The following is a 26,318-nucleotide window of genomic DNA, read 5'->3' as shown; positions in this document are numbered from 1 at the left end:
GGGGAACATGGCCGCGCCTCATCCGCTGTGGGGGCTCCCCCGGTTAGGATGTTCGGCAATGGAAATGCGCAAGCTCGGCTCGCAAGGGCTCGAAGTCTCCGCCCTCGGCCTCGGCTGCATGGGCATGTCCGAATTCTACGCCGGTCGCGACGACGAGGAATCGGCGGCGACGATCCACCGCGCGATCGACCTCGGCCTCACCTTCCTCGACACCGCCGACATGTACGGCGTCGGCCGCAACGAGGAACTGGTCGGCCGGGTCGTCCGCGAACGGCGCGAATGGGTCGTGGTCGCGACCAAATTCGGCAACGTCCGCGGCGCCGACGGCAGCTTCCAGGGAATCAGCGGCCGCCCCGATTATGTTCGTCAGGCGTGCGACGCGAGCCTGCAGCGCACCGGGCTGGACGTGATCGACCTCTATTACCAGCACCGCGTCGATCCCGACGTGCCGATCGAGGAGACGGTCGGCGCGATGGCCGAACTGGTGAGCGTGGGCAAGGTCAAGTATCTCGGCCTGTCGGAGGCCGCGCCCGAGACGATCCGCCGCGCGCATGCGGTGCATCCGATCACCGCCTTGCAGACCGAATATTCGCTGTGGACGCGCGATCCCGAGGAGGCGATCCTGCCGACGGTGCGCGAGCTCGGCATCGGCTTCGTCCCGTACAGCCCGCTCGGCCGCGGCTTCCTGACCGGCCAGTTCCGCCGCCCCGAGGATATCCCCGCCGACGACTACCGCCGCGACAATCCCCGCTTTCAGGGCGACGCCTTCGCCAGCAACCTCGCGCTGGTGACGGAGATCGAGACGATGGCGCAGGAGAAGGGCTGCACCGCCGCGCAGCTCGCGCTCGCATGGGTGCTGGCGCAGGGCGACGATATCGTGCCGATCCCCGGCACCAAGCGCCGCCGCTATCTGGAAGACAACATCGGCGCGCTCGACGTGACGCTGACCGACGACGACCGCGCGCGGATCGACCGCATCCTGCCGCCGGGCGCGGCGACCGGCACGCGCTATGCCGCGCCGCAGATGGCGTCGCTCGGCCGATGAGCGCCGCGGCAGACGCCTTCGCACCCGGAACGGTCGCGGTGGTTACCGGCGCGGCGGGCGGGATCGGCCTCGCCGCCGCGCGGCGCTTCGCCCGCGAGGGCATGCGGACATGCCTCGTCGATCGCGAACGGGGTGCGCTCGACGCGGCGGTGGCGACCATCCCCGGCGATACGGTCGGCATCGCCTGCGACGTATCCGATCGGCAGGCGGTCGAGGCACTGGCGGCGGACGTCGCCGCGCGGTTCGGCGCGGTGTCGGTGCTGATGAACAATGCCGGGGTCGGCGGCGGCGGCGATGCGCTATCCGACCGCGGCGGCTGGGACCGGCTGCTCGGCGTCAATCTGTTCGGCGTGCTCAACGGCGTGCAGGCATTCGTCCCGGCGATGATCGCACACGGCGGGCCGGCGCTGGTGATCAACACCGGCTCGAAACAGGGCATCACCCAGCCGCCGGGCGACACCGCCTACAACGTCAGCAAAGCGGCGGTGAAGGCGCTGACCGAAGGCCTCGCGCATACGTTGCGCACGCAGACGGGCGACCGCGTCGCCGCGCATCTGCTCGTGCCCGGCTTCACCTGGACCGGCATGACCGCGCGCGGCCGCGGCGACCAGCCGCCCGGCGCCTGGTCGCCCGATCAGGTGGTGGACTTCATGATGGCCGGCATCGCCGCCGGCGATTTCTACCTAATCTGCCCGGACAATGAGACGACGCCCGAACAGGACCGGCGCCGGATCGCCTGGGCGGCGGGTGACCTGATCGAGAACCGCCCGGCGCTGTCGCGCTGGCACCCCGATCATGCCGCGGCCTTCGCGGCCTATATGGAGGACGGACGATGAAGGTCGGTTTCATCGGACTGGGCCGGATGGGCGCCGCCATGGCGCAGAATCTCGTCACCGCCGGGCATCAGGTCACGGTGTGGAACCGCTCCCCCGACAAGGCCGGGCCGCTGGTCGCCGCGGGCGCGAGGCTGGCCGCCAGCCCGGTCGAGGCGGCGCAGGGCGAGGTCGTGATGTCGATGCTCGCCGACGACCATGCGCTGGCGGCGGTGACCTTCGGTCCCGACGGCATCGCCGGCGGCCCGGCGCTGCACGTCTCGCACAGTACGATCGGCGTCGCGATGGCCGAGCGGCTCGCCGCGGAGCCGGGCGCCGGCGGCTTCGTCTCGGCGCCCGTCTTCGGCCGCCCCGCCGCCGCCGAGGCCGCGCACTTGTTCGTCGTCGCGGCCGGCGCGACGGCGCATCTCGACCGCTGCGCGCCCTTGTTCGAGGTGATCGGCCAGCGCACCTTTCGCGTCGGCGATACGCCATCTGCTGCCAATCTCGTCAAACTCTCCGGCAACTTCATGATCATGGCCGCGGTCGAGGCGATGGCGGAGGCGATGACGCTGGCCGACAAGGGCGGCGTCGATCGCCGCACCCTGCTCGACGTGCTGACCGGCACGCTGTTCGATGCGCCGATCTACAAGACCTATGGCGACTTCCTCGTCGAGGATCGCTTCCGCCCCGCCGGCTTCACCGCGCCGCTCGGCCTCAAGGACATGGGGCTGGTCGATGCCGCGGCGACCGCGTCGCGCGTGCCGATGCCGCTGCTCGGCATCGTCCGCGACCATCTGCGCAGCGCGATCGCCACCGAAGGCGAGGACGTCGACTGGGCCGCTGCCGGGCTGGCGGTGCGCCGCGGCGCCGGACTGTCCTGACGCCGCCGCCTTCACCCGATCCCGATCCGGAGACGTTCATGTCCATCGATTTCGACCGTAGCGACGGGCTGCACCGCCCACCCCTGGGCCAGACGCATGCGCCGACCGGCAAGCCGCTGATCGTCACCCCGACCTTCGTCAGCCGCGTCGACGATACCGCCCGCGGCGACCGTCCGCAGGATTCGGGCTCGGCGAAGAGCCGGCACGGGCATGAGGTGCATGTGCCCAATTGGCGCCCGCATGCGCTGGCGCTGGAGAGCGACCCCAATCTCGCGTTCGAACATTGGGACGAATATTGGCGCAAGGTCCACGGCCCGAAATTCGCCTGGGACGAGCCGGGCAGTTCGTCGGAGCGCGTCGTGCGCTACGACCAGATCCACCGCGTCGCGAGCGGCCCCTCCTCCGCCTTCCCGCCGCCCTATCGCGCGATGATCGACGAGCACGGTCTGCTGCCCGCCGATCCCTGGCAGCGGGTGCCTGCCTTCGTCCGCCCGCGCTGGGACGGCCTCGCCTATATCGCTTATGCCGAGGAAGCCGACATCGCGCGCACGCTCGATCAGGACAAATTCGCCAAGCGGATCATCGCCGACGAACAGACCGCCTTCCGCATGGTGACGCGCGAGATCACCCGCGAATATATCCTGATCCCCAGCGAACGGCATCGCGACGCGGTCAGCCTGGTCAAGATCCACATGCGCCGCCCCGATCTGTCGCGCGAGGCGTTCCAGGAGCGGCTGCTGCGCGAGCATGCGCGGCTGGTGATGGCGCAGCCGGCGACGGGCGAATTCGTCCGCCGCTATGCGCAGCTCCATAACATCGGCTCGACGCAGAAGGACCCGGAGGGCAGCAAGATCGATGCGGTGTCGATCTTCGCCTTCGCCTCGATGAACGATGTCGAGGATTTTCTGGCGAGCAAGGATGGCGCGACGATCGCCGCGGCGGAGGCCGATCTGCTCGGCGAAGGCTCGGAATATTGGACGGCGATCAACTACAGCGTCATCAACCGCCTCCACCCGGAGCGCGCCACAGAATTCTGACCCGCCACCGGCGAGCGGAAATATGGATATCGACGTTCATATTGGTCCCCCGCATTCCAAGCTCACCCCGTCACCCCGGACTAGTTCCGGGGTCCACTCCGCGGCGAGGAGACAGGCTTGAGATGGTGCCGTTCTCTTGCGGCCCGGTGGACCCCGGAACCAGTCCGGGGTGACGGGCCTGAGGAGGGAACCGATCGAGCCTCACTACCGCCGCCATATGCGATAGCCCTCCCCCGCAGCGGATCAGCGACGGACGTAGTCCCATACCTTGGAGATGACGACCGAGCCTTCGCCGACCGACGAGGCGACCCGCTTGACCGATCCTGCGCGCACGTCGCCGACGGCGTAGATGCCGTGGCGCGACGTGGCGTAGGGCGAGGCGGCGCCGGCGTCCGCGCCGGTCAGCACGAAGCCCTTGTCGTCGAGCGCGACCAGCTCCGCCAGCCAGCCGGTGTTGGGCGCCGCGCCGACCATCACGAACATCGCGCAGGTCTCCAGCCGCCGGTCGCCGGCCTTGTCGCGGATCGTCACCGCCTCCAGCCGGTCGTCGCCGTGCAAGGCGGCGACATGCGCGCCATATTCGATCGTAATCGCCGGATCGGCCTGCAGCCGGCTCGACAGATAGTCCGACATCGACGTCGCGAGACTGTCGCCGCGCACCAGCAGCCGCACATGCCGCGCGCTGCGGCTGAGGAACATCGCCGCCTGCCCGGCCGAATTGCCGCCGCCGATCACCACCACCTCCGCCTCGCGGCAGTAGCGTGCCTCGGTCTCGGTCGCGGCATAATAGACGCCGGCGCCCTCGAGGTCGGCGAGCCGGTCGAGCGGCAGCCGGCGGTATTGCACCCCGGTCGCGACCACCACCGCCATGGCGCGCACCCGCTCGCCATTGGCGAAGGTCGCGCAGAACTGCGCGTCGGGCAACGCTTCCAGCGTCGCGACCCGCCGCGGCATCACGAAGCGCGTGCCGAACTTCATCGCCTGCACCTCGCCGCGCCAGACCAGATCGGCGCCGGAGATCCCGGTTGGGAACCCCATGTAATTCTCGATCCGGCTCGACGTGCCCGCCTGCCCGCCGATCGCGCATTCGTCGACGACGAGCGCGCGCAGCCCTTCCGCACCGGCATAGACCGCCGCCGCGACGCCGGCCGGGCCGGCGCCGACGATCAGCAGGTCGAACGCCTCATGCTCGGGCAGGTCGCGGTCCAGCCCGAGCAGCCGCGCGACCTTCTCCGGCGTCGGCTCGGTGACGATCAGGTCGCGCCCGTAGAGCACCACCGGCGTGTCGGCGGGCGTCCCGCAGCTCACCGCCACCCGCGCGGCATCCGCGCTGCCGAGCGGATAGGAGCGGTAGGGCATGCGGTTGCGCGCGGCGAACTCCGCCACCCGCCTGACGTCGCGATCGACCTCCTCGCCGACCAGCACGAGCATGCCCGTCCCCCCGTCGAGCTGCCGCCGGCGCCGCGCCGCCAGCACGGTGATGACGATGTCGGACATTTCGGGGATCTCGGCCATCAGCCGCAGCATGTCCTCGCGCGGCACCTCGACGACGCGGGTATCGGCGGCCGCGCGCATCGTCATCGACCAGCTGCCCCCCGACAGCAGCGAGATCTCCGCCATGAACTGCGTCGGCCCCAGCGTCGAGGGCACCAGCCGGTCGCCGGTGAACGGATCGACCACCTCGATCTCGCCCGCCTCGACATAGACGAACCGGTCCGCCGGATCGCCGATCGTGGCGAGCAGCTCACCCTTGCGGTAGCGACGCTCGGTGCCGGTCGCGCGGATCGCGCGGACATGGCCCGGCTCCAACGGAATGCGCTGCATCTCGTTGAGATCGCGTCCAATCGTTTCCATCGACCCATTCCCCAATCGCGCCCCAAGCTAAAGGCGCCCGCCCGCCACCGCAACGCCGTCGGCGCAGGCTCGCGCGTCAGCGCCGTCGCTTGTAGACCGGCGCCGCATTGGCGCTCTCGGCGGCGGCGAGCAGGCGCCAGCGGTCGAACCGCTCACGGGTCAGCGTGCCCGCCGCGATCGCCGCCCGCACCGCGCATCCCGGCTCGTTGCCGTGCGCGCAATTGGAGAAGCGGCAATCCGCCGCGGCCAGCGCGAAATCGTCGAACACCTCGGCGATGCCCTCCGCCGCCTCCGACAATTGCAGCTCGCGCATGCCGGGCAGGTCGAGCAGCCAGCCGCCATGGTCGAGCCGGTGCATCCGCCGCACCGTCGTCGTGTGGCGGCCGGTGTCGTCATGCGCACGGACCGCCTGAGTGGCGATGCTGTCCGACCCGCGCAGGCTGTTGACCAGGGTCGACTTGCCGACGCCCGACGAGCCGAGGAACGCCACCGTCCGGCCGATCCCGCACCACGCCGCCAGCCGCGCGACCTGCGCCGGCACGCGTCCGTCGACCGTCTCGATCGCCAGATCGGGTTCGATCGCGCGGATCGCCTGGACGAAATCGGCCACCGTCTCGGTCAGGTCGATCTTGGTGAGCACCACGACCGCCTCCACCCCGACGTCGCGGGCGAGGACGAGATAGCGCTCCAGCCGCGCGACGCTGAAATCCTGGTTGCACGAGGCGACGATGAAGACGGTGTCGACGTTGGCCGCGATCATCTGCTCCTTGCGGCCATCGCCCGGCGCGCGCCGCTTGAACAGATTCTTGCGCGCGAGCACGCGGACGGGCAGCAGCGTGTCGTCGGCGATCAGCAGCCAGTCGCCGACGGTCGGATGATCGTCGGTCGGTCTGGCGCCCTGCACGTAGGGAGAGACGAGCCTGTCGACGCCCGCGCCGACGACTTCGACCTGACCGCGATGCACCGCCATCACCCGCACCGCATGGGTCTGCGTCGCCTCCGCGGCCGAGAGCTGGCCGGCGAAATGATCGTCCCAGCCGAGCTCGCGCAATGTCTGATCGGTCGCATTCATAACGTTTGCAGCAGCATCCTTCCCGGCGCGGGCCCCGCATCGATCATGCACGATCCTGCCCGGACCGTCATGCGCCTTCGTCGCCGCGCCCGCGCGATCAATAGGCCACCGACAGCGACCAGGTCACCAGCGGGATCACCGTCCCGGTCTCGCCGTCCGGCGCGCTGAGCGCGGCGAGGCGATCGTCGCGGACCAGCGCCAGCGCCTCCCAGCGCATCGTGCCGTGCGTCGTGCCGAGCAGGAACGGCGCCTCCAGCGCCGCCCCGGCGCTGCCGAACAGGCGGTCGCCGCTCTGCGCACCGTAGAAGCCGCGCCAGCCCGTCCCGACCGCGAGCGGCACACTGAACCGCGGCGCGCGTTCGCTTTTGCCGAGATCGACGCCGGGTTCGATCGCCGCCTGCGCATAGACGCCGCCATCCCCCTTGGTCCGCGTCGTGACGACGAAGGTCGGCGAGATGCTGCCGAAGCCGTCCTTGCCGGCATAGGCCAGCGAGACACTGGCCTCGTGCGTCGTGCCCGATACGTGGTTGGGGCTGGTCTTGATCGTATAGACCGCGGCAGTCCGCAGCCCCTTCAGCGGTGCGAAGACCACAGCGGCGAGGTTGTTGCTCTCATACCAGGCGCGCGGCGTGCGCGTCTCGCTTCGGTTCGGCGCGTGAAAGCCGTTGGAGGAACGCAGCACCAGCCAACTCGTCGTCTTGCCGTCGGCGCCGCGCGACAGATCGATCGCCGCGCCGACCTGCGCATGGACGGGCAGACGGGCGAGATCGGCGCGATCGTCATCGTAATTGCCGCGCGCGAAATCGCCGTTGCGCGCATCGACGGAAAACATCGGGTGGATCCAGCCGTCGCCCACGTCGGCGCTGCCCAACGTGGCATCTTCGGTATCGATCGTCGGCACCGATTGCGCGCTCGCGGCTGCACTCGTCAGCCCGGCGCAAACGATCCAGGCACAGCGGCTTGCTCTTCGGAAAATCGGTCTCATCATCGGCTGGTAACTGGCAGGATCGGGGTCCGTTGCGTCACCGGCAAATAATCCGGCCAGTCGCCCCCTGCCCCGGACAATCTTGATCGACGTTTATACGGCAGAATAGCTTGCCCATATCTTTGCCGGCCGGGAACGGATCGTCGTGCGTTGCGCTGTAGCCTGATGAGCGCCAATACACCGTCAGATCGCGCCGCGCGCGACGAGGGCAATCCGCGATCGACGGCGAAGCTGTTCGGTCACCCCCTGCATCCCATGCTGGTGCCGTTCCCGATCGTCTGCTTCATCGGCGCGTTGATCACCGATCTCGCCTATCTCGGTTCGGCCAACGTCCAGTGGAGCAATTTCTCGATCTGGCTGATCACCGCCGGACTGGTGATGGGCGGCCTCGCCGCGCTGACCGGGATCACCGATTACGCCGGCGATCGCCGCGTCCGTGCGGCACGCCCGGCGACCCCGCATATGATCATCAATCTCAGCGTCTTGGTGATCGAGATCGTCAACGCCTTCGTCCACAGCCGCGACGGCTGGACCAGCGTGGTGCCGACCGGACTGACGCTGTCGGTGATCTCGGTGCTGTTGCTCGGCATCAGCGCCTGGCTCGGCGGGTCGCTCGTCTACAAGCATCGCGTCGGGGTCCGGTCGTGACCGCCGCCCGTACGATCCTCGCCGGCCCCGCCTCCGCGCTGGTGCTGGCGCTCGCCGGCTGTAACGACGGCGGCGCCAAGTTCGATCGCAACAGCCAGATCGGTCCCGATCCGGTCCTGCCCGCGCCGCAGCAATATCTGGTACCGCCGATCCATGTCGCCGAAGTCGTCGGCTGGGGCGCGAACGAGACGCCCACCGCGCCGGCCGGCCTGCGCGTGCAGGCATTGGCGCGCGATCTCAACCACCCGCGTAACATGCTCGCGCTGCCCAATGGCGACGTGCTCGTCGTCGAATCGCAGGGACCCAATCTCGATCCGATCACCCGTCCGAAGAACCCGATCGTATCCTGGGTGCAGAAGCGCGCCACCGGCCAGAGCGGCGCCAAGCCCAAGGGCGCGACCAACCAGATCACCCTGCTCCGCGATGCCGACGGTGACGGCGTCCCCGAATTGCGCACCGTCCTGCTCGGTCATCTCAACTCGCCGTTCGGCGTCGTCTTCGCCGACGGCTATCTGTACGTCGCGGCGACCGACGCGGTGCTGCGCTATTCCTATGCGCTCGGCCAGACGCGGATCACCGCGGCGCCGGTGCGCCTGACCGAATTGCCGGGCGGCCCGATCGACCATCATTGGACGAAGAGCCTGACGCTCAGCCCCGACGGCACGCTGCTGTACGCAACGGTGGGGTCGAACAGCAACATTACCGAAAACGGCATGGAGGCGGAGAAGAACCGCGCCGCGGTCTGGGAGATCGATCGTGCGACCGGCCGGTCGCGGGTGTTCGCATCCGGATTGCGCAATCCGAACAGCCCCAATTTCTATCCCGGCACCAACACCTTGTGGGTCGTCGCCAACGAGCGGGACGAACTGGGGCCGAACCTCGTCCCCGACTATCTGACCTCGGTGCGCGAAGGCGGCTTCTACGGCTGGCCGTATAGTTACTATGGCCAGCACGTCGATCCCCGCGTCATGCCGCAGCGTCCCGATCTCGTCGCGCGCGCGATCCCGCCCGATTACGCCTTAAGCAGCCATGTCGCCGCGCTCGGCCTCACCTTCTACACCGGCAGCAGCCTGCCCGCGAAATATCGCGGCGGCGCATTGATCGGCGAACACGGCAGTTGGGACCGCGACGAGCTTAACGGCTATAAGGTGATCTTCGTCCCGTTCACGAACGCCCGTCCCTCCGCCAAACCGCAGGACTTTCTGTCCGGCTTCCTGACCGCGGACGGCAGCAAGGTGCGCGGCCGCCCGGTCGGCGTGACCGTCGACCGCACTGGGGCCGTGCTCGTCGCCGACGACGCCGGCAATGTCGTGTGGCGGGTATCCGCTCCGCGCTGAACAGGTGACGCGCGGCCGGCCGAGCCGATGCCAACCCGCATTGCCGCACTGACGGCATGGTGTCGCGTGGCTGTCGCATCCCGGATCCGCTCGATATAGCGGCACCGGCAATGCGCCCGGCAGTCTGGCCGAAGCTGTTGCGCCGAAAAGGAAAACACGGATGATCGATCGCCGTCTGTTCTGTCTGGGCTCCGCTGCGACGCTGGCCTTGTCGCGCGGTGCCTCCGCTGCGGCGACCACAGCGGCCGGTCCAGCCGATGCGGCATTGACGCACCTGCTCGACCAATTCTACCAGACCGCGCTCGACGAAAGTCCGACGCTGGCGACGTCGCTCGGCGTCGATACCGGCACGCGGGCGGCGGCGAAGCGCCGGCTCGACGACGCGTCGCCGGCCGCCCTCGCGCGGCGCAAGCGCGTGGTGACGGAGCAGCTCGGCCAGCTCCGCCGCATCGATCGCACGCAATTGAGCGCCCCGGCGGCGATCAACTACGATGCCGTCCTCTACGACACCGAAGCGACCGACGCCGCGGATCGCCGCTTCGCTTATGGCGGCACCGGTGCCGGCAGCCCTTATGTCCTGTCGCAATTGAGCGGCGCATATTCGGGTACGCCCGACTTCCTCGACAGCCAGCATACGATCGCGACCGCGGCGGACTGCGAGGCCTATCTGTCCCGCCTCGACGCCTTCGCCGTCGTCATGGATCAGGAGATCGAGCGCGTCCGCCACGATGCCGGGCTTGGCGTCGTCCCGCCCGATTTCGCGATCGATGGTGCGCTGGCGCAGATGAAGGTGCTGCGCCAGCCCGCCGCATCCTCGACGCTCGTCACCTCGCTCGCGACCCGCGCGCAGGCGAAGGGGATCGCCGGCGACTGGCAGGCCCGCGCCAGTGCGATCTACGACAAAAGCGTCGTCCCCGCGCTCGACCGGCAGATGGCGCTGCTCACGACGCTGCGCGCGAAGGCGGTGCACGATGCGGGGGTCTGGCGGCTGCCCGATGGCGACGCTTATTATGCCGCATCGCTGCGCGCCGCGACGACGAGCGATCTGTCGCCCGATGCGGTCCATCAGATGGGGCTCGACGTCACGCGGGAACTCAGCGCGCGCGCCGACACGCTGTTCGGCAAGCTCGGCATGACCAAGGGCACCGTCGCGGAGCGCTACGCCGGCCTCTTCAAGGACCCGCGCTACCTCTATCCCAACACCGACGCCGGCAAGGCCAAGGAGATCGCCGACCTCAATACGCTGGTGCAGGCGATGCAACGGCGGCTGCCGTCCTATTTCGCGACGCTGCCCAAGACGCCGCTCGAGATCCGCCGCATCCCCGCGGCGACCGAGGCGGCTTCCTCGACCCATTATACGGAAGGAAGCCTCGACGGCACGCGCCCCGGCATCTACTGGCTCAACCTGCGCGACACGGCGGAGGCGCCGTTCTGGGACATGCCGACGACCACCTTCCACGAAGGCGTCCCCGGCCATCATCTCCAGCTCACGCTGCAGCGTGAATCGGCGCTGCCATTGTACCGCAAGATCCTGTTCTTCGGCGCCTATATCGAGGGTTGGGCGCTCTACGCCGAACAGCTCGCCGACGAGATGAACTTCTACAAGGACCAGCCGGCCTGGGAGCTCGGCTATATCCACGACGCGCTGCTCCGCTCCGGCCGGCTCGTCGTCGACACCGGCATCCACGCCAAGCGCTGGAGCCGCGAGAAAGCGATCGCGACGCTCAGCGGCATCGACGGCGACCCCATCTCGCTGTCGACGCAGGAGATCGAACGCTATGCGGTCTCCCCCGGCCAGGCGAGCAGCTATATGGTCGGCAAGGTCACCATCCTGCGTCTGCGCGAGAAGGCGAAGGCTGCCCTCGGCGCGGGCTTTTCGATCGGCCGCTTCCACGACGCCATCCTGCTCGCCGGGGCGCTACCGCTCAAGGTGCTCGAAACGCGGGTCGATGCGTTCATCGCCAATGGCGGTCGCGCATAGGTCGAGGCGGACGACCGGCGTCGCGTCGCGATGCGCGGCGTCGCCGGCGTCGTCGCGCGCGGCATCGAACACGATAACGTCGTCGCTACTTGGGAGCCCATCATGCCCGTCGTTCCATTCACGATTGCCGTGCCCGAAGCCGAGCTCGAAGATCTGGCACAGCGGCTTCGCACGGTGCGCTGGCCCAGCTCGTTCGATGCCGACGGTTGGGACGACGGCGCAAGCTTGGCGTTCATGCGACGCCTGGCCGATTACTGGCTGAACCGGTTCGATTGGCGGGCACAGGAAAGACGGCTCAACCAATTGCCGCAGTTCAAGACGACGATTGACGATCAAGAGATCCATTTCGTTCATCGGCGGGGCGTCGGGCCGGCGCCGCTACCGATCATCGTAACTCATGGCTGGCCGGGGTCGTTCGTCGAGATGGAACGCCTGATTTCCCTTCTGGCGGATCCCGGCGCGCATGGCGGCGATCCTGCGGACGCCTTCGACGTCGTCGTCCCCTCGCTGCCGGGTTACGGCTTTTCGCCTGCGCCCACGCGACCGGGTGTGAGTTCGCGGGAGATCGCAATGCTATGGCAAAAGCTCATGCTTCGGCTTGGTTACGATCGGTTTGGGGCACAGGGGGGTGACATCGGCGCCGGCGTATCGACCTGGCTCGCCCGGCTGTTCCCGGACAGCGTGCACGGCATCCATCTCAACTTCGTCCCGGGCAGCTACCGTCCGCCCTTGGGCGACGACGCCCCCCCCATCACGCCCGACGAGCAAGCGTATCTGGATCATGTCGCGGCATGGTCGGCGGACGAGGGCGCTTACGCCGCTCTGCATGGCACGAAGCCGCAGACCCTGGCCTTCTCCCTCACCGACTCCCCCATCGGACTGGCCGCCTGGGTGACGGAGAAGTTCAGATCGTGGAGCGACTGCAACGGCGATCTCGAAAGCGTCATATCGCTCGACGATCTTCTCACCGACATTTGCCTCTACTGGTTCGGCAACGATCTCAACGGGTCGCTCCGTCTCTACAAGGAAAACCGGCGCCGCCCGCTGGTCTTTGCCCCGACCGAGCGGATCCGTCCTCCGCTCGCCGTCGCGGTGTTTCCACACGAAATCGCGATGCCTCCCCGCTCCTGGCTCGACCGCGTTTTTCATGTCCAGACCTACACCCCCCTCCCCACCGGCGGACATTTCGCCGCTTTGGAAAAGCCCGAATTGCTAGCCGCTGATATCCAGGCGTTCTTTCGATGTATAAGGCCACCCATCATCGGCTGATAATATTTGTGCAGAACTAGGCGCATCACCGTATTGTATTCACTTGCATTACGTTGCACGCTGTTGCCGGTTATTTTGTACCGACCATCATCGAGTATATTTGCAGTCATGATTGATCGCTTCGATGACAAATCGACGCTATTCTGATTAAAACCCCGCGTATCGAGGCCACCGAAATAAGTGATGCTGCACTGCATCGCCCGGACCAGCATCTCGGACTCGATGTCACTGGGCACTGAACAACTGCAGCGGTATCGTCATTGCTACCGATACGTTTCGGCTTGGCGTTGCCGGCCTTGATGAACGCCGACGCAGATGAGCTGTGGCAATGCTGACCGCACCTTTGGTTCCCGACAGTGAAACAGCGGCGATCACCTTCATCCCAACGAGGCGGGCTATCGTGCGATGGGAGAAGCAGTCCCGCTGCGTCTGTTTGGCGCGAGCGCCGTACGAGCCCATGGGCGGAGATGACCACCGTGATGTGCCCGAAACGCAGAAAGCCCCGGCTTATCCGCCGGGGCTATCGTGAGATTTGGTTGCGGGGACGGGATTTGACCGTTACCGACAATCGATAAGTACCTGCATTTGACCCTAAGTCATTGATTTATCGTATAGCCGACCGACACTGACTCGCAAAGCATGCTTGGCACGGTGACGGAAGAAACGTGCACGTCGCCAGTAATCCTACCAAACCTCTTGCCCTCTCGGGCAACCATATTCGACTGCCTCCGGGAAGTTTTCCGACGTCATTCGCCCGAGCAGGCAGCCAAGCTCATCAGCTTGTTCCGCCGTGCATCGACCAGTACGCGCTGCCTCCCACTTCGCTTGCGACGAAGGTGCCAAGCCTTCGTTTCCATCGATGGCGGTATCACTTTTCCCTGATCTCTCGCTCATTGCGGGATCTTATTCTTTCATCCGGCCCTGGGCAAATCGGCGGCCAGGCAGATAAACGCCAAGCGACCAAAACGTCGAGCGAGGCTCGTCAATCAACGGCTGATCGGCTTGCCAACATGGACCAGCCGGCACTCGCCGCGCTGGCCTGTCGGCAGCAGCGCGAGCGGACCGAACATATCGCGTAGACGGCTGGCATCATCGTCCCCTGCCCTGCCAGCAGCGGCCCGGTGGACCATCTGGCCCAATGCCGCACGACGCCGCAGCGCCGCCGCCTGCTCCGCGTCCGCTATCGTCGATGCGACCAAAATCCGGCCGCGCAGCTTAATCCCCTCGAAATTGAGACGCTCCATCCGCGCTTTCATGGCGGGCACGTAGAGACCGTCTTCGATCGCCGCAAGAAAGCCAGCGAGACCGCGCTCGACTTCGGCGAGGTCATTGCGATCGGCAACCAGCGACAGCTGTTTTTCCCAAAGCAGTGGATCATCGTGGTCATTGCACGTTTCTAGGTCCTGATCGAGCCGCTTTAACTCCTCCAACAGTATTTCGGCCACCCGCATGTCGATATCGCAGCGATGGATCGATACAGCGTTGCCGCATCCCGGGCGCCGCACACGATCGATACAGCCATAGCGTCCACGATCGAGCAGACCGACACCGCCACCACATTCTCCGCAGATGAGCAGCCGCCGCAACGGTGCCGGCGCCCTCGTTGGGTCAATCGTGGCAGCCTCGCGGGATTGGCGGACGCCGTCGCTGATGGCCGTGCTGCGTTGCTTGATCGCTGCCTGCCGCGATCTTACCGCCTGCCATAACCGGTCGCTGACGATCCGCAGTGCCGGCACGCTCCGCCTCACCCATTCGTTCTCGGGGTTGATCCTCGATACGCGCCGTCCGGTTTCAGGATGCCTGACGAATCGCTGCCGGTTCCACACCAACTCGCCTACGTAGAGCTCGTTGTTGACCATGCCACTGCCCCGCGCGCGATGGCCGCGGATCATCGATGCGTTCCAGGGCCGGCAGCCAGCCCCCGGTACGCCCTCTCTGTTGAGGCAGTCGGCAATCGCGTGGGGAGTCGCCCCGTCAGCATAGTCGGTCAACACCCGCCGGACGATGACGGCCTGCACTTCATTGACGATCCGGCCGCCGGCGTCCCCTCCCGGATCGACCCGCACATCGTAGCCATAACAGAGACCGCCGCCCGAACGCCCCTTCTCGATCCGTCCCCTGAGCCCGCGCCTGGTTTTGTTCGCAAGGTCGGTGAGGAACAATGCGTTCATCGTACCCTTCAAACCGACATGCAGTTCGTCGATGTCCCCCTCCGTGACCGTCGATACCTTCGCTCCAGCGAAGCGGAGCGCCTTGAACAGCCGGGCGACATCCTCCTGGTCCCGTGACAGGCGATCCAGCGCCTCGGCGCTGACGATCTCGAAGCTCCCTTCCCTAGCGGCATCGAGCATGGCGAGAATACCAGGCCGCCCGTTCAGGCTGGCACCCGACATTGCCTCGTCGCTGTAGCTGCCGACGATCTTCCATCCTCGGGCCATCGCGTGGTCACGGCACAGTCGCAGCTGATCCTCGATCGAAGCCGTACGCTGCCGATCGGACGAGTAACGGGCATAGAGGACGACGCGGGACATTCACGCTCCAACAGAGGGCCGGCGCCCTTGCCAGCTTTGGAACGATAGCGAAACGACTGTTTGCACTCGAGCCAGTCGGCTAGCGACGCTCACGCCATAGATTGACTGCCATGCGGTGACGATCCGATGATCGCTCCATGACCTTGCAGGGACCCAGGAAGGATATCGCGCTACACATGATCGGCTGGCGGGCCTTATCGACGATCTGCAGCGCGTCCTGCGCGAACACACCGACGTCAGCTTCATCGGAGAATCCGCATTTGACGCCGTGCTGACTGCTGGCGAAAGGGCGCTGATGCTGGATGAAGCTCGACGCGACCCTAGAAGACGCTTCGACAAGGCGTTCGCCAAGCAGCGTTCACTCTTTCCTTCGCATTTCCACACCTGGGCCTGCTCGAGGACCAACTACGTCGATATCGTACCTCTTCCCCGACGACCAGGCCATACAGGATGCCGCGGGCCGCATGCTGGAGCGGATCGAGAAAATGCTGAACGAAGACGCCTTGGCCGACTCCGCCTCCAGGCGGTTTATGGACGACGCTCATCGTGACGAACCCAGGCGTCCGGGCGCTCGTCGTTCGATCTTCGAGGACCTCTCGTGAAACCTTCCAGGGTTCGGTTAGACTATCGGCCAAAATGCGTCACGCCTGACGCCGTGTACGGCCGCGCGTTCTCGCAGTTCGGCACCGTCTTCGATCGCCGCAATCGCTTATTTCGAAGCACCGCCAGCAGCCGCTGCAGCCGTGTCGGCGCTTTCGGTAGGTCTCTGTCTGTTGCGACCCACATCCGGCCGCTCAGAGCCTAAGAGGCGCCGCCCGAAACCGGCCGCTTGTTCAGCATCACCGACGGCCGATCAACCAAATTTCCGAACCGTCGGTTTACCGCGCCTGCGTACGCTCGATTGGCCGGTCCGTCCCGATGGAGATGATCGATGGGCCACTCGTCGATGGACCCCGCCTTTCACGAACTTCGACCCTGGAACGAGGGCCGGCTTATCGGTGCGAAGCGGGCGCTGAAACAGCAACAGGTCTGGGCCATTCGCTTCTGGCTTGACCAGCATAGACGATTGCGCGACCGAGCGCTGTTCGACTTCGCCATCGACAGCAAGCTGCGCGGCTGTGATGTGGTCAGGGTGCGGATCGGCGATGTCGTTTCCGGCGGGCGCGTCCGCGACCGCGCCGTCGTGGTTCAGCAGAAGACCAAACGACCGGTCCAGTTCGAGCTGATGGACACGGCACGAAAGACGATGCGGGCGTGGTTGGAGCGGCGCGGCGGGACACTGAACGACTTCGTCTTCCCGAGCCGAAACGACTACATGGCTCACATGAGCACGCGGCAATATGCCCGCCTCGTGCACGAGTGGGTGGTCGGCATCGGCCTTCCGGCTCAGGATTACGGGACGCACTCGCTTCGGCGTACGAAAGCATCGATCATCTACAAGGCGACTGGCAATCTCCGAGCCGTTCAGATCCTTCTCGGCCATGCCAAGATCGACAGCACGGTCCGCTACTTGGGCGTTGACGTGGAGGACGCTTTGGAACTGGCCGAACGCACTGAGGTCTGAGCCGACCCAGATCCGGTCACTTAATGACCTGCGACCCGCTCCCTGCTCCGGACATTCGTTCACCAAGGCGATCGGCCATAGGTAGCTTGGATGATCACGATCCAGTTGCCAGTGATCGGACGCAGGTTCGGATCATCTCGGATCACGTGCGCGATCTCCACCGCATATGGGTTTGAGGCGCCGGATCATGATCCAGCGCCTCAGGTCTGCGCTCAATCGATCGTCATGCCCTGAGCTGGCAAATCGCCAATCGTCCGAAGCTCGTGAACCGGACAGCCGTTTCGCTCGCCCCTGAATTGCACTGACCGCTCGTAGGTCAGCTTGCGAGCACGGTTGACACCGCCGATCGGCTGATGAGCCGTCAGGCCGTGCCACGGGCTATATGCGACCGCCTGCTCCTGATGCTCGCTAAGGCCCCGCTCCCAGCCGAGCTGCGCCAACACAGTGAGCCGTGCGACGGCCACGTAAGGGCTCACCTTCTCGTCCCAGACCACCGAGGTATCCTCGACCGGCATCTTCTCTAGATCAGTGCAGAGCTGGACGCGCACCTCCCAGACGCTGTCCTGCTCGATCAGCACCTCTCCCATGTCCTCGCGCAGGGCATCGGGACGGCCGGAAGTATCGACCTTGCTGCCGGCGAGCTCGGTCAGGTTGATCGAGATGGGCGCGACCGACAGCTTGGCGATGTAGCCACCATGCCGCAACGGCACCTGTGTGTAGTAGGTCTCGCCGAGCGGATGGGTGTTAGGTGCGCCGCCCAGCGTCTGGATCGTCGGGCTCTGGATGCCAACCGTCTCCAATGCCGCATCAAGCGTCTGCATCGTCGCCGACAGCCCCTTCTTCAGGCCCTCGCCAACATCAGTGGTCTTAGCGAGCATCTTGAGGTTGGCGAGGAACGCCTTGGGCGTCGGCGACGCGAATGCCGGGCCGTTGACCAGGATGAAATCCTGGGTGGTGTCGTTCTCCGATCCAGGCAGCCGCTCGCCGGGTACATCGAACAGCTTGATGGCAAGACCCCGCGGCACGCTGACGCTGTCGTCGAGGAGGTCGCCGGGCAAAGTCGAGAAGCGCAGCAGGGCGTCGTAGCTGCCGGGCGTCGAGAACAGCCCCTGGGCAAGTTCCGGCGCAATTCCTGGCAGCACCTCAAGCTTGCCTTTTACGATTGCGTGGCCCTTGGCATGAACGCCGCGAACCGCGGTGCCATAATCCTTGGCGGTCGTTTCCTGGATAAGGCGGATCTGCTCGTTCAACCCCTGGATCGTCTCGGCCTCGTCTTCAGCGCGGACTTCGACATTGGGGGTAAATGGAACAGGCGCGCGTTTGATGTCGTCAGGCATGGCGGAATCTCCAATTTTAAAACGGAGCTGATGGGGGAGGTCTGCTCCGGCGAAGAGGAGACCGGTCTTCTCGTCAGACGCGGAGTTCGTGCGCGATACGCTGCGTGATCATCGTATGCTCCTTGAACGTCGCCAGCGCGAGCGTCGCGAGATGGCGTCCGTGCATCTCCATCATGTCGCTCGTATTCGCCGCGCTGGCCAGGTAGGCGGTGGCGAGATCGCGCAGAAACACGTGGTTTTCGTACTGGGCGTCGATGTACGCGCGGTCGAACGCCGCACCGGGTGCCGCCGAGCGAATCTTGTCCAGCGTCGCCTGCGCCTTGGCGTCCAACGGCGGCGGCGTATTGCCTAGCTGCTTCAGCACGGTCGTGACGGCGACCGCCTCGGTCAGCTCGAAACCGGCAAACTCGCGCGCGTCGGCCTTCCGCGCCCGGTCAACTGCGATCTGGCTGGTCGCCAGTGACAGCATTGCGGGGCCGAACACGCCCATTTCGAATTGAGTGTGCGTGCGCGTGCCGGAGACATCAGGCATCGGCATCATGGCCGGGTCCGTTTCCACTCGGCGCTGCTGCGCCATCGCCATGACGGGAGCGGCGACTAGGGCAGCGGCGGCCCCGGTCAGAATGGTGCGGCGATCGGTAATCATGGGCAATCCTCTCATGGTGACCAAAGGCACACATGCGCGAGGGTCTCTGGCAGGACGGCTCGTCGATTGACCCGTTCCCTAGTCGCTCAAGGATTGGACAGCGAGGCGGTCAATCTGGACGATCGGTGACTTGCAGACGATTGATCTGCGTCGTCTGGATGTATCGGCGACGGGAGCGGTGCCAGCCGGTACGCCGATGGCAACATGGCATAGGTCGCTTCGAACGCGCGAGAGAACGGCCGCGATCCGCCATAGCCTACGCTTTGAGCAATGGCCTTGATCGGAAGGTCGGTAACCCTGAGCAACCGCGCCGCCACCCGCAACCGCGCCTTTTGCACGAAGTCGATCGGGCCCTGGCCGAAGGTGCGCGAGAAATGATCGGAGAACGACGCCCGGCTCATGCCGGCGAGATCGGCAAGGCTGCCCACACTGTGGTTTGCCCCGGGTTGCTCGATGATGGCGGCGATCGCGCGGGCAAGCCGGGGGTGATGGAGCGCATCGAGGACGCTGGACCTGTCCGCCTGCGACCAGTGCCGGCGCAGAAGCGTGATGAGCGCCTGCTTCATCAGCGCCTGACACATCGCCTGAGTCCCCAGCCCGGCGTTGGTGACCTCGTGGCGCATGGCATCGATGATCGCAGCCGGCACGCCGCTTGCCGCGCGGTCGTCGGCCACCGGCCAGCGCATCAGGTCGAACAGACCGAGCGCCGCCTGGTCCGGCGCGGACAGCGCGGCGCACAGCAGCAGTGTGTCGTCGGCGCCGTTGCCCGCGGTGAACTCGACAAGGCCGTCACCGATCAGCTCGCACTTGTCGGCCGCAGCGCCGGTCGCGGCGGTTACATCAGCGTCCCCGACCCAGTGTGGCTGCAACGCCGGCACGACCAGAACACTCGATGGAGCAAATGGAACCGGCGCCCTCTCGCCAGCCTGGACATGTCCCGATCCGCGCAGCACGAAATGGACCGTGACCGCCTTGAACACCGGAAAGCTCATTCGCCAACCGGACTGGATCCGGCACACTGAAAAGGCATGCGGCGCCACCTCGAGGGCGGTCAGCAGACGATTGAGGGTCGGATCGATTGGCATGGACCCTCAAGACGCTTCAGCACACCGCAACGTTGCCGCGACAAAGGCTGACCGGTCCGATCGAAGCGGCACATCTGCCGTAGTCGAGATTTCCACACGGCATCTAACTCGATTTATCAGGCCAAAGAAATCCAGAGGCGACGTCCAGGTCACCTCCAGCGCCTTCGAGCAGTGAACGCTTGTAATTGGACATTTCAAAGGGCCGATCTCGCCGCTGCGAAAACTTCTCCCTTGAGTCAGCAGTTTCGTGATGGCCGCTGGCCCCACGCACCGGCCGTGATCGTTGAGCTGTTTCAATAAGACAGGTGATCCGAGATGAACCATATCCAGCGCGGCACCGGTCGCAAGCTGTTACTGATCCACGGCTTGGGAGGTAGCTGGCAATCGTGGAGCACCGTTCTGGATGGGCTCAGCGTCAGCCGCACAGTAATCGCGGTCGACCTCCCCGGGCATGGCGCGACGCCGGTCGAGCACGATAGCGGTACCTTTGACGGCTTGGTCAGCAGCGTGCAGCGTTACATTGAGAGCAACGAGCTGACGGGGATCGATGTCGTCGGCAGTTCGATGGGCGCGCGATTGGTGCTCGAACTCGCTCGGCGCGGTGTCGTCGGAAACGTCGTCGCGCTCGATCCGGGCGGGTTCTGGCGCGGCTGGGAGCGTGCCTTCTTCAAAATCACCATAGGCCTTTCGGGCCGCTTGTTGCGGGCGATCCGGCCCGGTCTGCCGATGCTCAGCCAGAATGCTGCGTCACGCACCGCACTGCTGGCCCAGCTGTCCGCGCATCCGTGGGCGCTCGATCCGGAGATTGTGGGAACTGAGCTGAAGGGTCTTAGCCTGACCCCGACGTTCGATGCGCTGGTCGATAGCCTTGCGTCAGGTCCCGAGCAGATCGGACCCGCGGCCGATAGCACCGGCCATATCGTGATCGGGTGGGGCAAGCATGACAGGCTCTGCCTGCCAAGGCAGGCGGCGCGGGCAATGGCGGCGTTTCCCTCCGCGCAACTGCACTGGTTTGAGTCAAGCGGCCACTTTCCCATGTGGGACATGCCCGCAGAAACCATCCGAGTTATCCTTGCCGCTACACAAGCAACAACGAATGACGATGCCGCCAAATGATCGGCTCGCATGACCCAGTTATGGCCATTCCGCCTCCGTTTCGCGCTCCCCAACTTCGGTCATCCATTCACGTCGGCGCTATGCCCCGGCGTGCGACCGCGGAAGAGCAAGAAGTGGGACATTTTTGCCGTACAGCGTCGCAACTACGAATGTCCGGCTACGCCAAAACCGGGCGTACGCCTGGCAGTGAAGGCCCATTAATGACCAAGGTTGCGGACGATCCGGACTGTCCGCTTCCGACACCCGGATGGCGACAACCTGCCGTTCCCGCTGATCAAGCCAGCGTCAAAAACGCGCCCTCCATTGGGGTGCGTGAGATGGGCCCCTCCTAAGCCGATCGTGAGCTCTGAACAGCCACCGCATCAAAGTCAGACACATAAGTTTCAAATTCGAAATAATGCTGGATCGCGATCAGGCCGGGCTCGACCAAATCGCGATTCACGTCATAGGGTGATTGGCCTCCGACCTACTGCGCCGAAAGCAACCACAGATGATCGAACAATATCGCGAAGCTAAGATCGCGCTGGATCGCGACCAGTTCCTGGAATTGCGCGAGGCGCTGCTCGCGGCCAGCACGGATAGCTGGACATTCCTGCGCGATCGGGAACTCGATTTCTCACCGGGCGGAACGTCGGTCTTGTTTGCCTATCGCAATGGCGACTTGCCGAACGCCGACCTTTCGGTGGCCTGGTACGATGGCCAAGCCAGCATCGGCAACATCGTGCCCGAGCATCTCGGGCAGCTCACCATGCCCGAGTATAATGCATTGCTGGTCGACTTTCACCGACAGCGGCTAGCGCCCGCGGCGCAAGCGCTCGGCCTGCAACTGAACCTCACCGCCGACCAGCGCGACCTGACCGACTGGATCAGCGCCGCCGCAACGCGCCAGCTCCAGAGCTTCTCCAATCTGGCGAACAAGGGGAGCGGCGCATCGCATCCGCTCGATCGCCGGCGCTGGCTCGACTTCATCATCGCCGTGCATCAGGAGGGCGCGCGCCTGCCGCAGGAAGTCCTGCAGAAATGGCTGGTCGACGAGCTCCACTGGCCAGAAACCATCGCAGCGGATCTGACCGCCGATTTCGGCAACGGCATCGAATTACTCGAGCGTTACGACGAGAGCCGATGACCTTGGTTGCCGAAGTGGCGACCGGGATCGCGAGCGCGGGCGTCCCGCTCCTCTATCTCGATACCTGCGCGCTGCTCGATATCGTGCGCGGGCATCGCGATGCGTTCGGCCGCGACCATGCGCGTGCAGCGGTCAAGCTTGTCGAGTTGGTTGAGGCAAAAAGCCTGACGCTGGTCCTGCCCGAGCAGATCACCAACGAACTGACGGACAATTTCGCCGAGGTTCAGAAGAGCGGTACGGCCTCGATCGCGGCGCTCAACGCCAAGGTCCAGCAGATGCACGAGATCATGCTCGCGTTCGGCGCTGTCGCGCCCGTACCTGCCCTTCCCGCGCCGTCGGCATATGAAACGCTCGCGGACAATCTCGTCGCGCGGTATCTTTCGGCGGCGATCACCGCCGACACGACCGATCAGGCGATCCAGAAGGCCAGCCAACGCGTAATCACCGCGACCGCCCCAGCGGCCACCGGCAAGCAATCCTTCAAGGACTGTCTGGTTCTGGAAGGCTGTTTCGAGACGCTGGCCGCCGCTCGCGCGCTCGGCTTCGGTGCGGCCGCCCATTTCATGTCGACCAACCTCGCCGAATATGCCGATCCCGCGAAGAAAGCGCTCCACCCCCAATTGGTCGGCGAGTTCGCGGGCCTTGGGCTCGAGTTCGCCAGGAATTTCCTTGAGCTGCGCTATATGCCGGCGATCGCCGCGCTCTAGGCCCTGCCGCAGATGACCGAACCATCGCCCGTCGTTTCGCTCCAAGCGCTGCAAGAGTCCGGTGCCGACGCGCTGGTCGCGGCCATTCGCTCGGTCGACTGCGGCGATCTTTGGAACAGCTTTGCCAAGGCGCGCGATGCGGCGATCGAAGCCGGGGATGTCGATCGCGCTGCTGCCTATGACGCGCTTGCTGGCGCCAGCTCGATGATCCTGTGCGCCAGCGAGCCGCTGCGGGCCTTCGCGCCGCTGCTGCAGATGACCTTCGGCTCAAGCGCCGGACCCGATGCCTATCGGGGTGCGCAGGCGGAGATTTTCGCCGCGTTCGCGCCGACCGTCGCGCATCCGGCGTTGCGCGCTCGGCTCGCCGATCTCGGATGGTATCTCGCCAAACGGCCGGACGCTGGGAGGCTGGCCATTCGCGGCTATCTCGACTGCCTGCAAAGCCTCCTGGGCATGCGCGGCGGCCGTGGCGGTGCGCGCAGCGCGGCCGCGCTCGACCTGCTGCGTCGCGCCTGCGTGATCCAGCGCCAGCTCGGCTGGGTGCAGGACGATACCACCCTATTGATCGCGACCGCGCGCAAGGTGCGCGAGCAGGCGCGCCGTCATGGCGACGCATCCGGCTTCGCAGCCGCCGTTGAACTTGCGCTCGACTTTCGGTTGGCGTCGCCCAGCGCCCTCGCCAAGGCAGCCGAGAAGTTTGCCGCGACGAGCGGGCTGCATCGCCCGGACCATGCGCAAACTCAGGTCTGGGAAACTGCCGCACGCGCCTACAGCATCGCCGAGCGCAAGGGCGATGCGGACCGGGCCGTGGCCGCCCTTGCCGAATGCCATGTCCGCACCGCGGATCGGTTCGCCAAGAGTCCGATGCACGAGGCCCATTGGCTTGAGGAGGCGATCGCGGTGCTGCGTCGCTTCAAGGGGACCAACGAGCGACGCGCCGAGCTGCAGGCCCGGCTAGTGCGCGCGCAAGGCCGGATCGGCGAATTCATGGCACCGCCGCGCGAGCGGATTGACGTCCACGATCTCGCCGATCTGACCCGGGAGAGCTTGGCCGGGCTCGATCGCACGGCCTCGCTGCTGCTCTTCGCCGAGCAAAGCCGATCGCCCGACATTACTGGTCTGCGTGCCGCGGCCGCGGAATCGCTGGCGCGCACGCCCTTTGCCGGACTGTTCGCACCGCGGATCTTCGATCCCAAGTTCAAGCTCGCCTCGCGCCTGCCGGCGATCGATTTCGGGCAGTCTCCTGACGAGGGCAATCTGCGCCACCAGATCCTTCAGCATGAAGAGCTGCGCCGCATCCTCGTCGCGGGCGGGCAGATCGAGCCCGCGCGAATTCAGATCGTGCTCGACCACCAGCCCGACGAACGCGTGCTGACCCGCCTGGCGGCGCTCAGTCCGCATGTGCCACACGGCCATGCCTCTTTCTTCGGCCGAGGGTTCGCGCATTTCTTCAATGCCGATTTCGTCGAGGCCGCGCATCTGCTGGTGCTTCAGCTCGAACCGCTGCTGCGCCACCTGCTGGTCAGCGCCGATGTCGATATCACGCGCTTCAAGCCCGATCAGACCCAGTCGAGCGCCACGTTGAGCCTGCTCCTCAAGTCCGATGGGCCCTACCGCGAAACGCTCGAGGCGATGCTCGGCGAAGCGGCGGTCTTCGAGATCGAGAATCTGTTCGACCGCGCCGAAGGTCCTGCCCTTCGCCATCGCATTGCCCATGGGTTGTATAGTCCATGGGCCTATGCCGGGCACGACATCCGCTACGCCTGCTGGTTCCTGTATCGCCTGTGCGTCGAGCCGCTGCGTGACCACGCCGATTATGTGCGCGAGCATCTCGACAGCTGAACACGACGCCTAGACCGGGAAGTTCACGCCGCGCGCACTTGCAGCGCTCGCGCGCAAGCCGGCGAGCCGATCCAGATCGGTGCTTCCTTGGCCGGAAACGCGATGCTGCAGCGGGATCGGCCCGAGGCAGGATTGCCGCATAGGGATGACCGCATAGACCAATCCCATCGCATAGTCGTCAGGCAGATCAGCCATGGCCGCGCGTTCGGCGATGAGAATGCTCATGTCGCGCCCGCTCGGCAGGATCACCATCGACCCGAGCCCCTGGGGCTGGCTCCCAGAAGACCAGTGTCCATGCTCCTTCAACGCCGAGCAACCGTAAGCTGACGGTCTCAGCGCCACACCGGAACGACGTGAGTTGGCAGAAGCTGTCGGTGGAAGCGCGACCGGCGAACGACGAATTTTGGTCGAAACCCGTCGTCAGAAGCCCGGCGACACGACCCAAAAGCGGTCATCCAGAACGCCCTTCCGCTTCCCAAATCCGGCCATTTGTTCATGTCGGTGCCCTGGTCGCTTTCGCATGAGGCGGCAACTGACTGCGGCTACTCTGCGGATGCGACGCAACCTCAGGCGCCGTGATGTCTCACCTTATACGTGCGTAACAGCGGCCTTTGCCGGAGTTATATAAGGGCGCGCGCCTGCATCAGGCATATGCTCTAGCGGATAGATCTACGCCGCCTCTGGATAGGATAGACCATGCTGCCCCCCGCCTTAGATCCGACCAGCCCCCATTTCAGCGGCATGTATCTGCGCTTAGGCACCGAAAATCTTATCGACACGTTCAAGCCAGTCCTGCGCCACCTTTTGAGAGACACCTTAGTTCCCGCTGACGGCCCGGTTTGGCTGACGAGTAACGAGACACGGAGCGTCTCGCTGGCTGACATACGCTCCCTGAGCAATCGATCAGACCAACAAACAAATCTTTGGAACGTCGATTCCGGTCCAGTGCCCGGTACATTATCAGCGGGCGTTAGCCTGCTCACGAAAGGTTTTGCGAAGGCTTTCCCCCAAGGCCGTGTTGCGGTGTCTGCCCTTTCCAACATACATGAATATTGGTTCGACAACGATGGTGGTGCACATCGTATCGGCGCGGCACGTGCCGCGATCCTGCGCCACCGCCCCAATTATATTGTCGAAGTTCAAGCTCGGATCTATCGGCCATCCATCAGGCTGCTCGCGATCCTGGAGCATTGTGAAATTGTGGTAACCAACATCCCTCGGGATGCGCAATACGGTCCGCACGTTACGTGGCTTACCAATTTCCTCCTTGGTGGCCCGATTGCTTGCGCGCTGCAGTGGTTCGGACAAAATAAGGCGCGGCATCCGGCCGTTGCGCTCCTATGGCGACACTCGGATGACTTCGCTCATGCCAACAGAGAGGCGGCGGTGGGTCGAGGCTTTCATCGCCTCGCGGACATTCTCGGCGTCGCTGGATGAGCA

The 26,318-nt window shown here is 65.5% G+C and carries 23 protein-coding genes; 15 read left to right on the top strand and 8 right to left on the bottom strand.

What is annotated here, in order from left to right; genetic code table 11:
* The first annotated feature begins 58 nt into the window (after nt 1-58).
* The 4 genes from AC07UH_RS19710 to AC07UH_RS19695 are packed head-to-tail and all read left to right on the top strand — an operon-like array spanning nt 59 to nt 3,778.
* A complete protein-coding gene (locus AC07UH_RS19710) occupies nt 59-1,045 on the top strand; it encodes an aldo/keto reductase (RefSeq protein WP_495181885.1) in 987 nt (328 codons plus the stop codon).
* Complete coding sequence (locus tag AC07UH_RS19705) at nt 1,042-1,881, top strand: SDR family NAD(P)-dependent oxidoreductase (protein ID WP_495181884.1); 840 nt, start codon at nt 1,042-1,044, stop codon at nt 1,879-1,881. Before AC07UH_RS19710 ends, AC07UH_RS19705 begins: the two co-directional genes overlap by 4 nt.
* Nucleotides 1,878-2,741, top strand: a complete 864-nt coding sequence (locus AC07UH_RS19700) for an NAD(P)-dependent oxidoreductase (RefSeq protein ID WP_495181883.1) — start codon at nt 1,878-1,880, stop codon at nt 2,739-2,741. The genes AC07UH_RS19705 and AC07UH_RS19700 overlap by 4 nt, the downstream gene beginning before the upstream one ends.
* 38 nt (nt 2,742-2,779) lie before the next feature.
* The gene (locus tag AC07UH_RS19695) at nt 2,780-3,778 is read left to right on the top strand and encodes an EthD domain-containing protein (RefSeq protein WP_495181882.1); all 999 of its coding nucleotides are present in this window, start codon (nt 2,780-2,782) and stop codon (nt 3,776-3,778) included.
* Between the two features lie 243 nt (nt 3,779-4,021).
* Here AC07UH_RS19695 and AC07UH_RS19690 read toward each other — a convergent pair whose 3' ends face one another.
* The 3 genes from AC07UH_RS19690 to AC07UH_RS19680 all read right to left on the bottom strand — a co-directional run bounded on the left by AC07UH_RS19690 (nt 4,022) and on the right by AC07UH_RS19680 (nt 7,605).
* Nucleotides 4,022-5,632 carry an FAD-dependent oxidoreductase gene (locus tag AC07UH_RS19690; protein WP_495181881.1) on the bottom strand — a complete coding sequence of 537 codons (1,611 nt, stop codon included), beginning with the start codon at nt 5,630-5,632 and terminating at the stop codon, nt 4,022-4,024.
* 76 nt (nt 5,633-5,708) lie between these two features.
* The gene (rsgA, locus tag AC07UH_RS19685) at nt 5,709-6,704 is read right to left on the bottom strand and encodes a ribosome small subunit-dependent GTPase A (protein ID WP_495181880.1); all 996 of its coding nucleotides are present in this window, start codon (nt 6,702-6,704) and stop codon (nt 5,709-5,711) included.
* A 97-nt stretch (nt 6,705-6,801) separates the two neighbouring features.
* Nucleotides 6,802-7,605: a hypothetical protein gene (locus AC07UH_RS19680; RefSeq protein ID WP_495181879.1), complete on the bottom strand. Its 804-nt coding sequence runs from the start codon at nt 7,603-7,605 to the stop codon at nt 6,802-6,804.
* 249 nt (nt 7,606-7,854) lie between these two features.
* On the opposite strand from AC07UH_RS19680, the gene AC07UH_RS19675 reads away from it, so the two are divergent.
* From AC07UH_RS19675 to AC07UH_RS19660, 4 genes are all read left to right on the top strand, one after another.
* On the top strand, nt 7,855-8,337 hold the full coding sequence (locus AC07UH_RS19675; protein ID WP_495181878.1) for a DUF2231 domain-containing protein: 483 nt from the start codon (nt 7,855-7,857) through the stop codon (nt 8,335-8,337).
* The gene (locus AC07UH_RS19670) at nt 8,334-9,674 is read left to right on the top strand and encodes a PQQ-dependent sugar dehydrogenase (RefSeq protein ID WP_495181877.1); all 1,341 of its coding nucleotides are present in this window, start codon (nt 8,334-8,336) and stop codon (nt 9,672-9,674) included. Before AC07UH_RS19675 ends, AC07UH_RS19670 begins: the two co-directional genes overlap by 4 nt.
* Nucleotides 9,675-9,834: 160 nt before the next feature.
* The gene (locus AC07UH_RS19665; protein WP_495181876.1) at nt 9,835-11,655 is read left to right on the top strand and encodes a DUF885 domain-containing protein; all 1,821 of its coding nucleotides are present in this window, start codon (nt 9,835-9,837) and stop codon (nt 11,653-11,655) included.
* Between the two features lie 30 nt (nt 11,656-11,685).
* Nucleotides 11,686-12,924, top strand: coding sequence for an epoxide hydrolase family protein (locus AC07UH_RS19660; protein WP_495181875.1), 1,239 nt, complete (start codon nt 11,686-11,688; stop codon nt 12,922-12,924).
* A 986-nt stretch (nt 12,925-13,910) separates the two neighbouring features.
* Here AC07UH_RS19660 and AC07UH_RS19655 read toward each other — a convergent pair.
* Nucleotides 13,911-15,455, bottom strand: coding sequence for a recombinase family protein (locus AC07UH_RS19655; RefSeq protein ID WP_495181874.1), 1,545 nt, complete (start codon nt 15,453-15,455; stop codon nt 13,911-13,913).
* A 464-nt stretch (nt 15,456-15,919) separates the two neighbouring features.
* Here AC07UH_RS19655 and AC07UH_RS19650 point away from each other — a divergent pair, with 464 nt between their 5' ends.
* On the top strand, nt 15,920-16,057 hold the full coding sequence (locus tag AC07UH_RS19650) for a hypothetical protein (RefSeq protein ID WP_495181873.1): 138 nt from the start codon (nt 15,920-15,922) through the stop codon (nt 16,055-16,057).
* 329 nt (nt 16,058-16,386) lie between these two features.
* Nucleotides 16,387-17,019: a tyrosine-type recombinase/integrase gene (locus AC07UH_RS19645; protein WP_137897712.1), complete on the top strand. Its 633-nt coding sequence runs from the start codon at nt 16,387-16,389 to the stop codon at nt 17,017-17,019.
* Nucleotides 17,020-17,231: 212 nt separating this feature from the next.
* Here the strand turns inward: AC07UH_RS19645 and AC07UH_RS19640 are convergent, their stop codons facing one another.
* From AC07UH_RS19640 to AC07UH_RS19630, 3 genes are all read right to left on the bottom strand, one after another.
* Complete coding sequence (locus tag AC07UH_RS19640; RefSeq protein ID WP_495181872.1) at nt 17,232-18,356, bottom strand: catalase family protein; 1,125 nt, start codon at nt 18,354-18,356, stop codon at nt 17,232-17,234.
* Between the two features lie 73 nt (nt 18,357-18,429).
* Nucleotides 18,430-19,002, bottom strand: a complete 573-nt coding sequence (locus tag AC07UH_RS19635) for a DUF4142 domain-containing protein (RefSeq protein ID WP_169742578.1) — start codon at nt 19,000-19,002, stop codon at nt 18,430-18,432.
* Between the two features lie 86 nt (nt 19,003-19,088).
* The gene (locus AC07UH_RS19630; protein WP_137897709.1) at nt 19,089-20,087 is read right to left on the bottom strand and encodes an AraC family transcriptional regulator; all 999 of its coding nucleotides are present in this window, start codon (nt 20,085-20,087) and stop codon (nt 19,089-19,091) included.
* A 315-nt stretch (nt 20,088-20,402) separates the two neighbouring features.
* On the opposite strand from AC07UH_RS19630, the gene AC07UH_RS19625 reads away from it, so the two are divergent.
* From AC07UH_RS19625 to AC07UH_RS19610, 4 genes are all read left to right on the top strand, one after another.
* The gene (locus AC07UH_RS19625) at nt 20,403-21,203 is read left to right on the top strand and encodes an alpha/beta fold hydrolase (RefSeq protein WP_137897708.1); all 801 of its coding nucleotides are present in this window, start codon (nt 20,403-20,405) and stop codon (nt 21,201-21,203) included.
* A gap of 490 nt (nt 21,204-21,693) precedes the next feature.
* Nucleotides 21,694-22,329, top strand: a complete 636-nt coding sequence (locus tag AC07UH_RS19620; RefSeq protein ID WP_495181871.1) for a hypothetical protein — start codon at nt 21,694-21,696, stop codon at nt 22,327-22,329.
* Nucleotides 22,326-23,036: a PIN domain-containing protein gene (locus AC07UH_RS19615; protein ID WP_495181870.1), complete on the top strand. Its 711-nt coding sequence runs from the start codon at nt 22,326-22,328 to the stop codon at nt 23,034-23,036. Before AC07UH_RS19620 ends, AC07UH_RS19615 begins: the two co-directional genes overlap by 4 nt.
* Nucleotides 23,037-23,048: 12 nt before the next feature.
* Nucleotides 23,049-24,878 (top strand): DUF7380 domain-containing protein, encoded by a 1,830-nt coding sequence (locus AC07UH_RS19610; RefSeq protein WP_495181869.1) that lies wholly within the window; start codon nt 23,049-23,051, stop codon nt 24,876-24,878.
* A 9-nt stretch (nt 24,879-24,887) separates the two neighbouring features.
* Here the strand turns inward: AC07UH_RS19610 and AC07UH_RS19605 are convergent, their stop codons facing one another.
* Nucleotides 24,888-25,130 carry a hypothetical protein gene (locus tag AC07UH_RS19605; RefSeq protein WP_495181868.1) on the bottom strand — a complete coding sequence of 81 codons (243 nt, stop codon included), beginning with the start codon at nt 25,128-25,130 and terminating at the stop codon, nt 24,888-24,890.
* A gap of 444 nt (nt 25,131-25,574) precedes the next feature.
* On the opposite strand from AC07UH_RS19605, the gene AC07UH_RS19600 reads away from it, so the two are divergent.
* On the top strand, nt 25,575-26,315 hold the full coding sequence (locus AC07UH_RS19600; RefSeq protein ID WP_495181867.1) for a hypothetical protein: 741 nt from the start codon (nt 25,575-25,577) through the stop codon (nt 26,313-26,315).
* Nucleotides 26,316-26,318: the final 3 nt, after the last annotated feature.

It is taken from the genome of Sphingomonas sp. GW821-FHT04B01, assembly GCF_059420425.1.
Note: the sequence above shows the minus strand (reverse complement) of the source record. Positions and strands in the feature narration are given on the sequence as shown.

Coding starts and splice junctions, on each gene's coding strand:
- AC07UH_RS19710 (WP_495181885.1), top strand. CDS start 59: ATGGAAATGCGCAAGCTCGGCTCGCAAGGGCTCGAAGTCTCCGCCCTC.
- AC07UH_RS19705 (WP_495181884.1), top strand. CDS start 1,042: ATGAGCGCCGCGGCAGACGCCTTCGCACCCGGAACGGTCGCGGTGGTT.
- AC07UH_RS19700 (WP_495181883.1), top strand. CDS start 1,878: ATGAAGGTCGGTTTCATCGGACTGGGCCGGATGGGCGCCGCCATGGCG.
- AC07UH_RS19695 (WP_495181882.1), top strand. CDS start 2,780: ATGTCCATCGATTTCGACCGTAGCGACGGGCTGCACCGCCCACCCCTG.
- AC07UH_RS19690 (WP_495181881.1), bottom strand. CDS start 5,632: ATGGAAACGATTGGACGCGATCTCAACGAGATGCAGCGCATTCCGTTG.
- rsgA (WP_495181880.1), bottom strand. CDS start 6,704: ATGAATGCGACCGATCAGACATTGCGCGAGCTCGGCTGGGACGATCAT.
- AC07UH_RS19675 (WP_495181878.1), top strand. CDS start 7,855: ATGAGCGCCAATACACCGTCAGATCGCGCCGCGCGCGACGAGGGCAAT.
- AC07UH_RS19665 (WP_495181876.1), top strand. CDS start 9,835: ATGATCGATCGCCGTCTGTTCTGTCTGGGCTCCGCTGCGACGCTGGCC.
- AC07UH_RS19660 (WP_495181875.1), top strand. CDS start 11,686: ATGCGCGGCGTCGCCGGCGTCGTCGCGCGCGGCATCGAACACGATAAC.
- AC07UH_RS19655 (WP_495181874.1), bottom strand. CDS start 15,455: ATGTCCCGCGTCGTCCTCTATGCCCGTTACTCGTCCGATCGGCAGCGT.
- AC07UH_RS19650 (WP_495181873.1), top strand. CDS start 15,920: ATGCTGGAGCGGATCGAGAAAATGCTGAACGAAGACGCCTTGGCCGAC.
- AC07UH_RS19645 (WP_137897712.1), top strand. CDS start 16,387: ATGGGCCACTCGTCGATGGACCCCGCCTTTCACGAACTTCGACCCTGG.
- AC07UH_RS19640 (WP_495181872.1), bottom strand. CDS start 18,356: ATGCCTGACGACATCAAACGCGCGCCTGTTCCATTTACCCCCAATGTC.
- AC07UH_RS19635 (WP_169742578.1), bottom strand. CDS start 19,002: ATGATTACCGATCGCCGCACCATTCTGACCGGGGCCGCCGCTGCCCTA.
- AC07UH_RS19630 (WP_137897709.1), bottom strand. CDS start 20,087: ATGCCAATCGATCCGACCCTCAATCGTCTGCTGACCGCCCTCGAGGTG.
- AC07UH_RS19625 (WP_137897708.1), top strand. CDS start 20,403: ATGAACCATATCCAGCGCGGCACCGGTCGCAAGCTGTTACTGATCCAC.
- AC07UH_RS19620 (WP_495181871.1), top strand. CDS start 21,694: ATGATCGAACAATATCGCGAAGCTAAGATCGCGCTGGATCGCGACCAG.
- AC07UH_RS19615 (WP_495181870.1), top strand. CDS start 22,326: ATGACCTTGGTTGCCGAAGTGGCGACCGGGATCGCGAGCGCGGGCGTC.
- AC07UH_RS19610 (WP_495181869.1), top strand. CDS start 23,049: ATGACCGAACCATCGCCCGTCGTTTCGCTCCAAGCGCTGCAAGAGTCC.
- AC07UH_RS19605 (WP_495181868.1), bottom strand. CDS start 25,130: ATGGTGATCCTGCCGAGCGGGCGCGACATGAGCATTCTCATCGCCGAA.
- AC07UH_RS19600 (WP_495181867.1), top strand. CDS start 25,575: ATGCTGCCCCCCGCCTTAGATCCGACCAGCCCCCATTTCAGCGGCATG.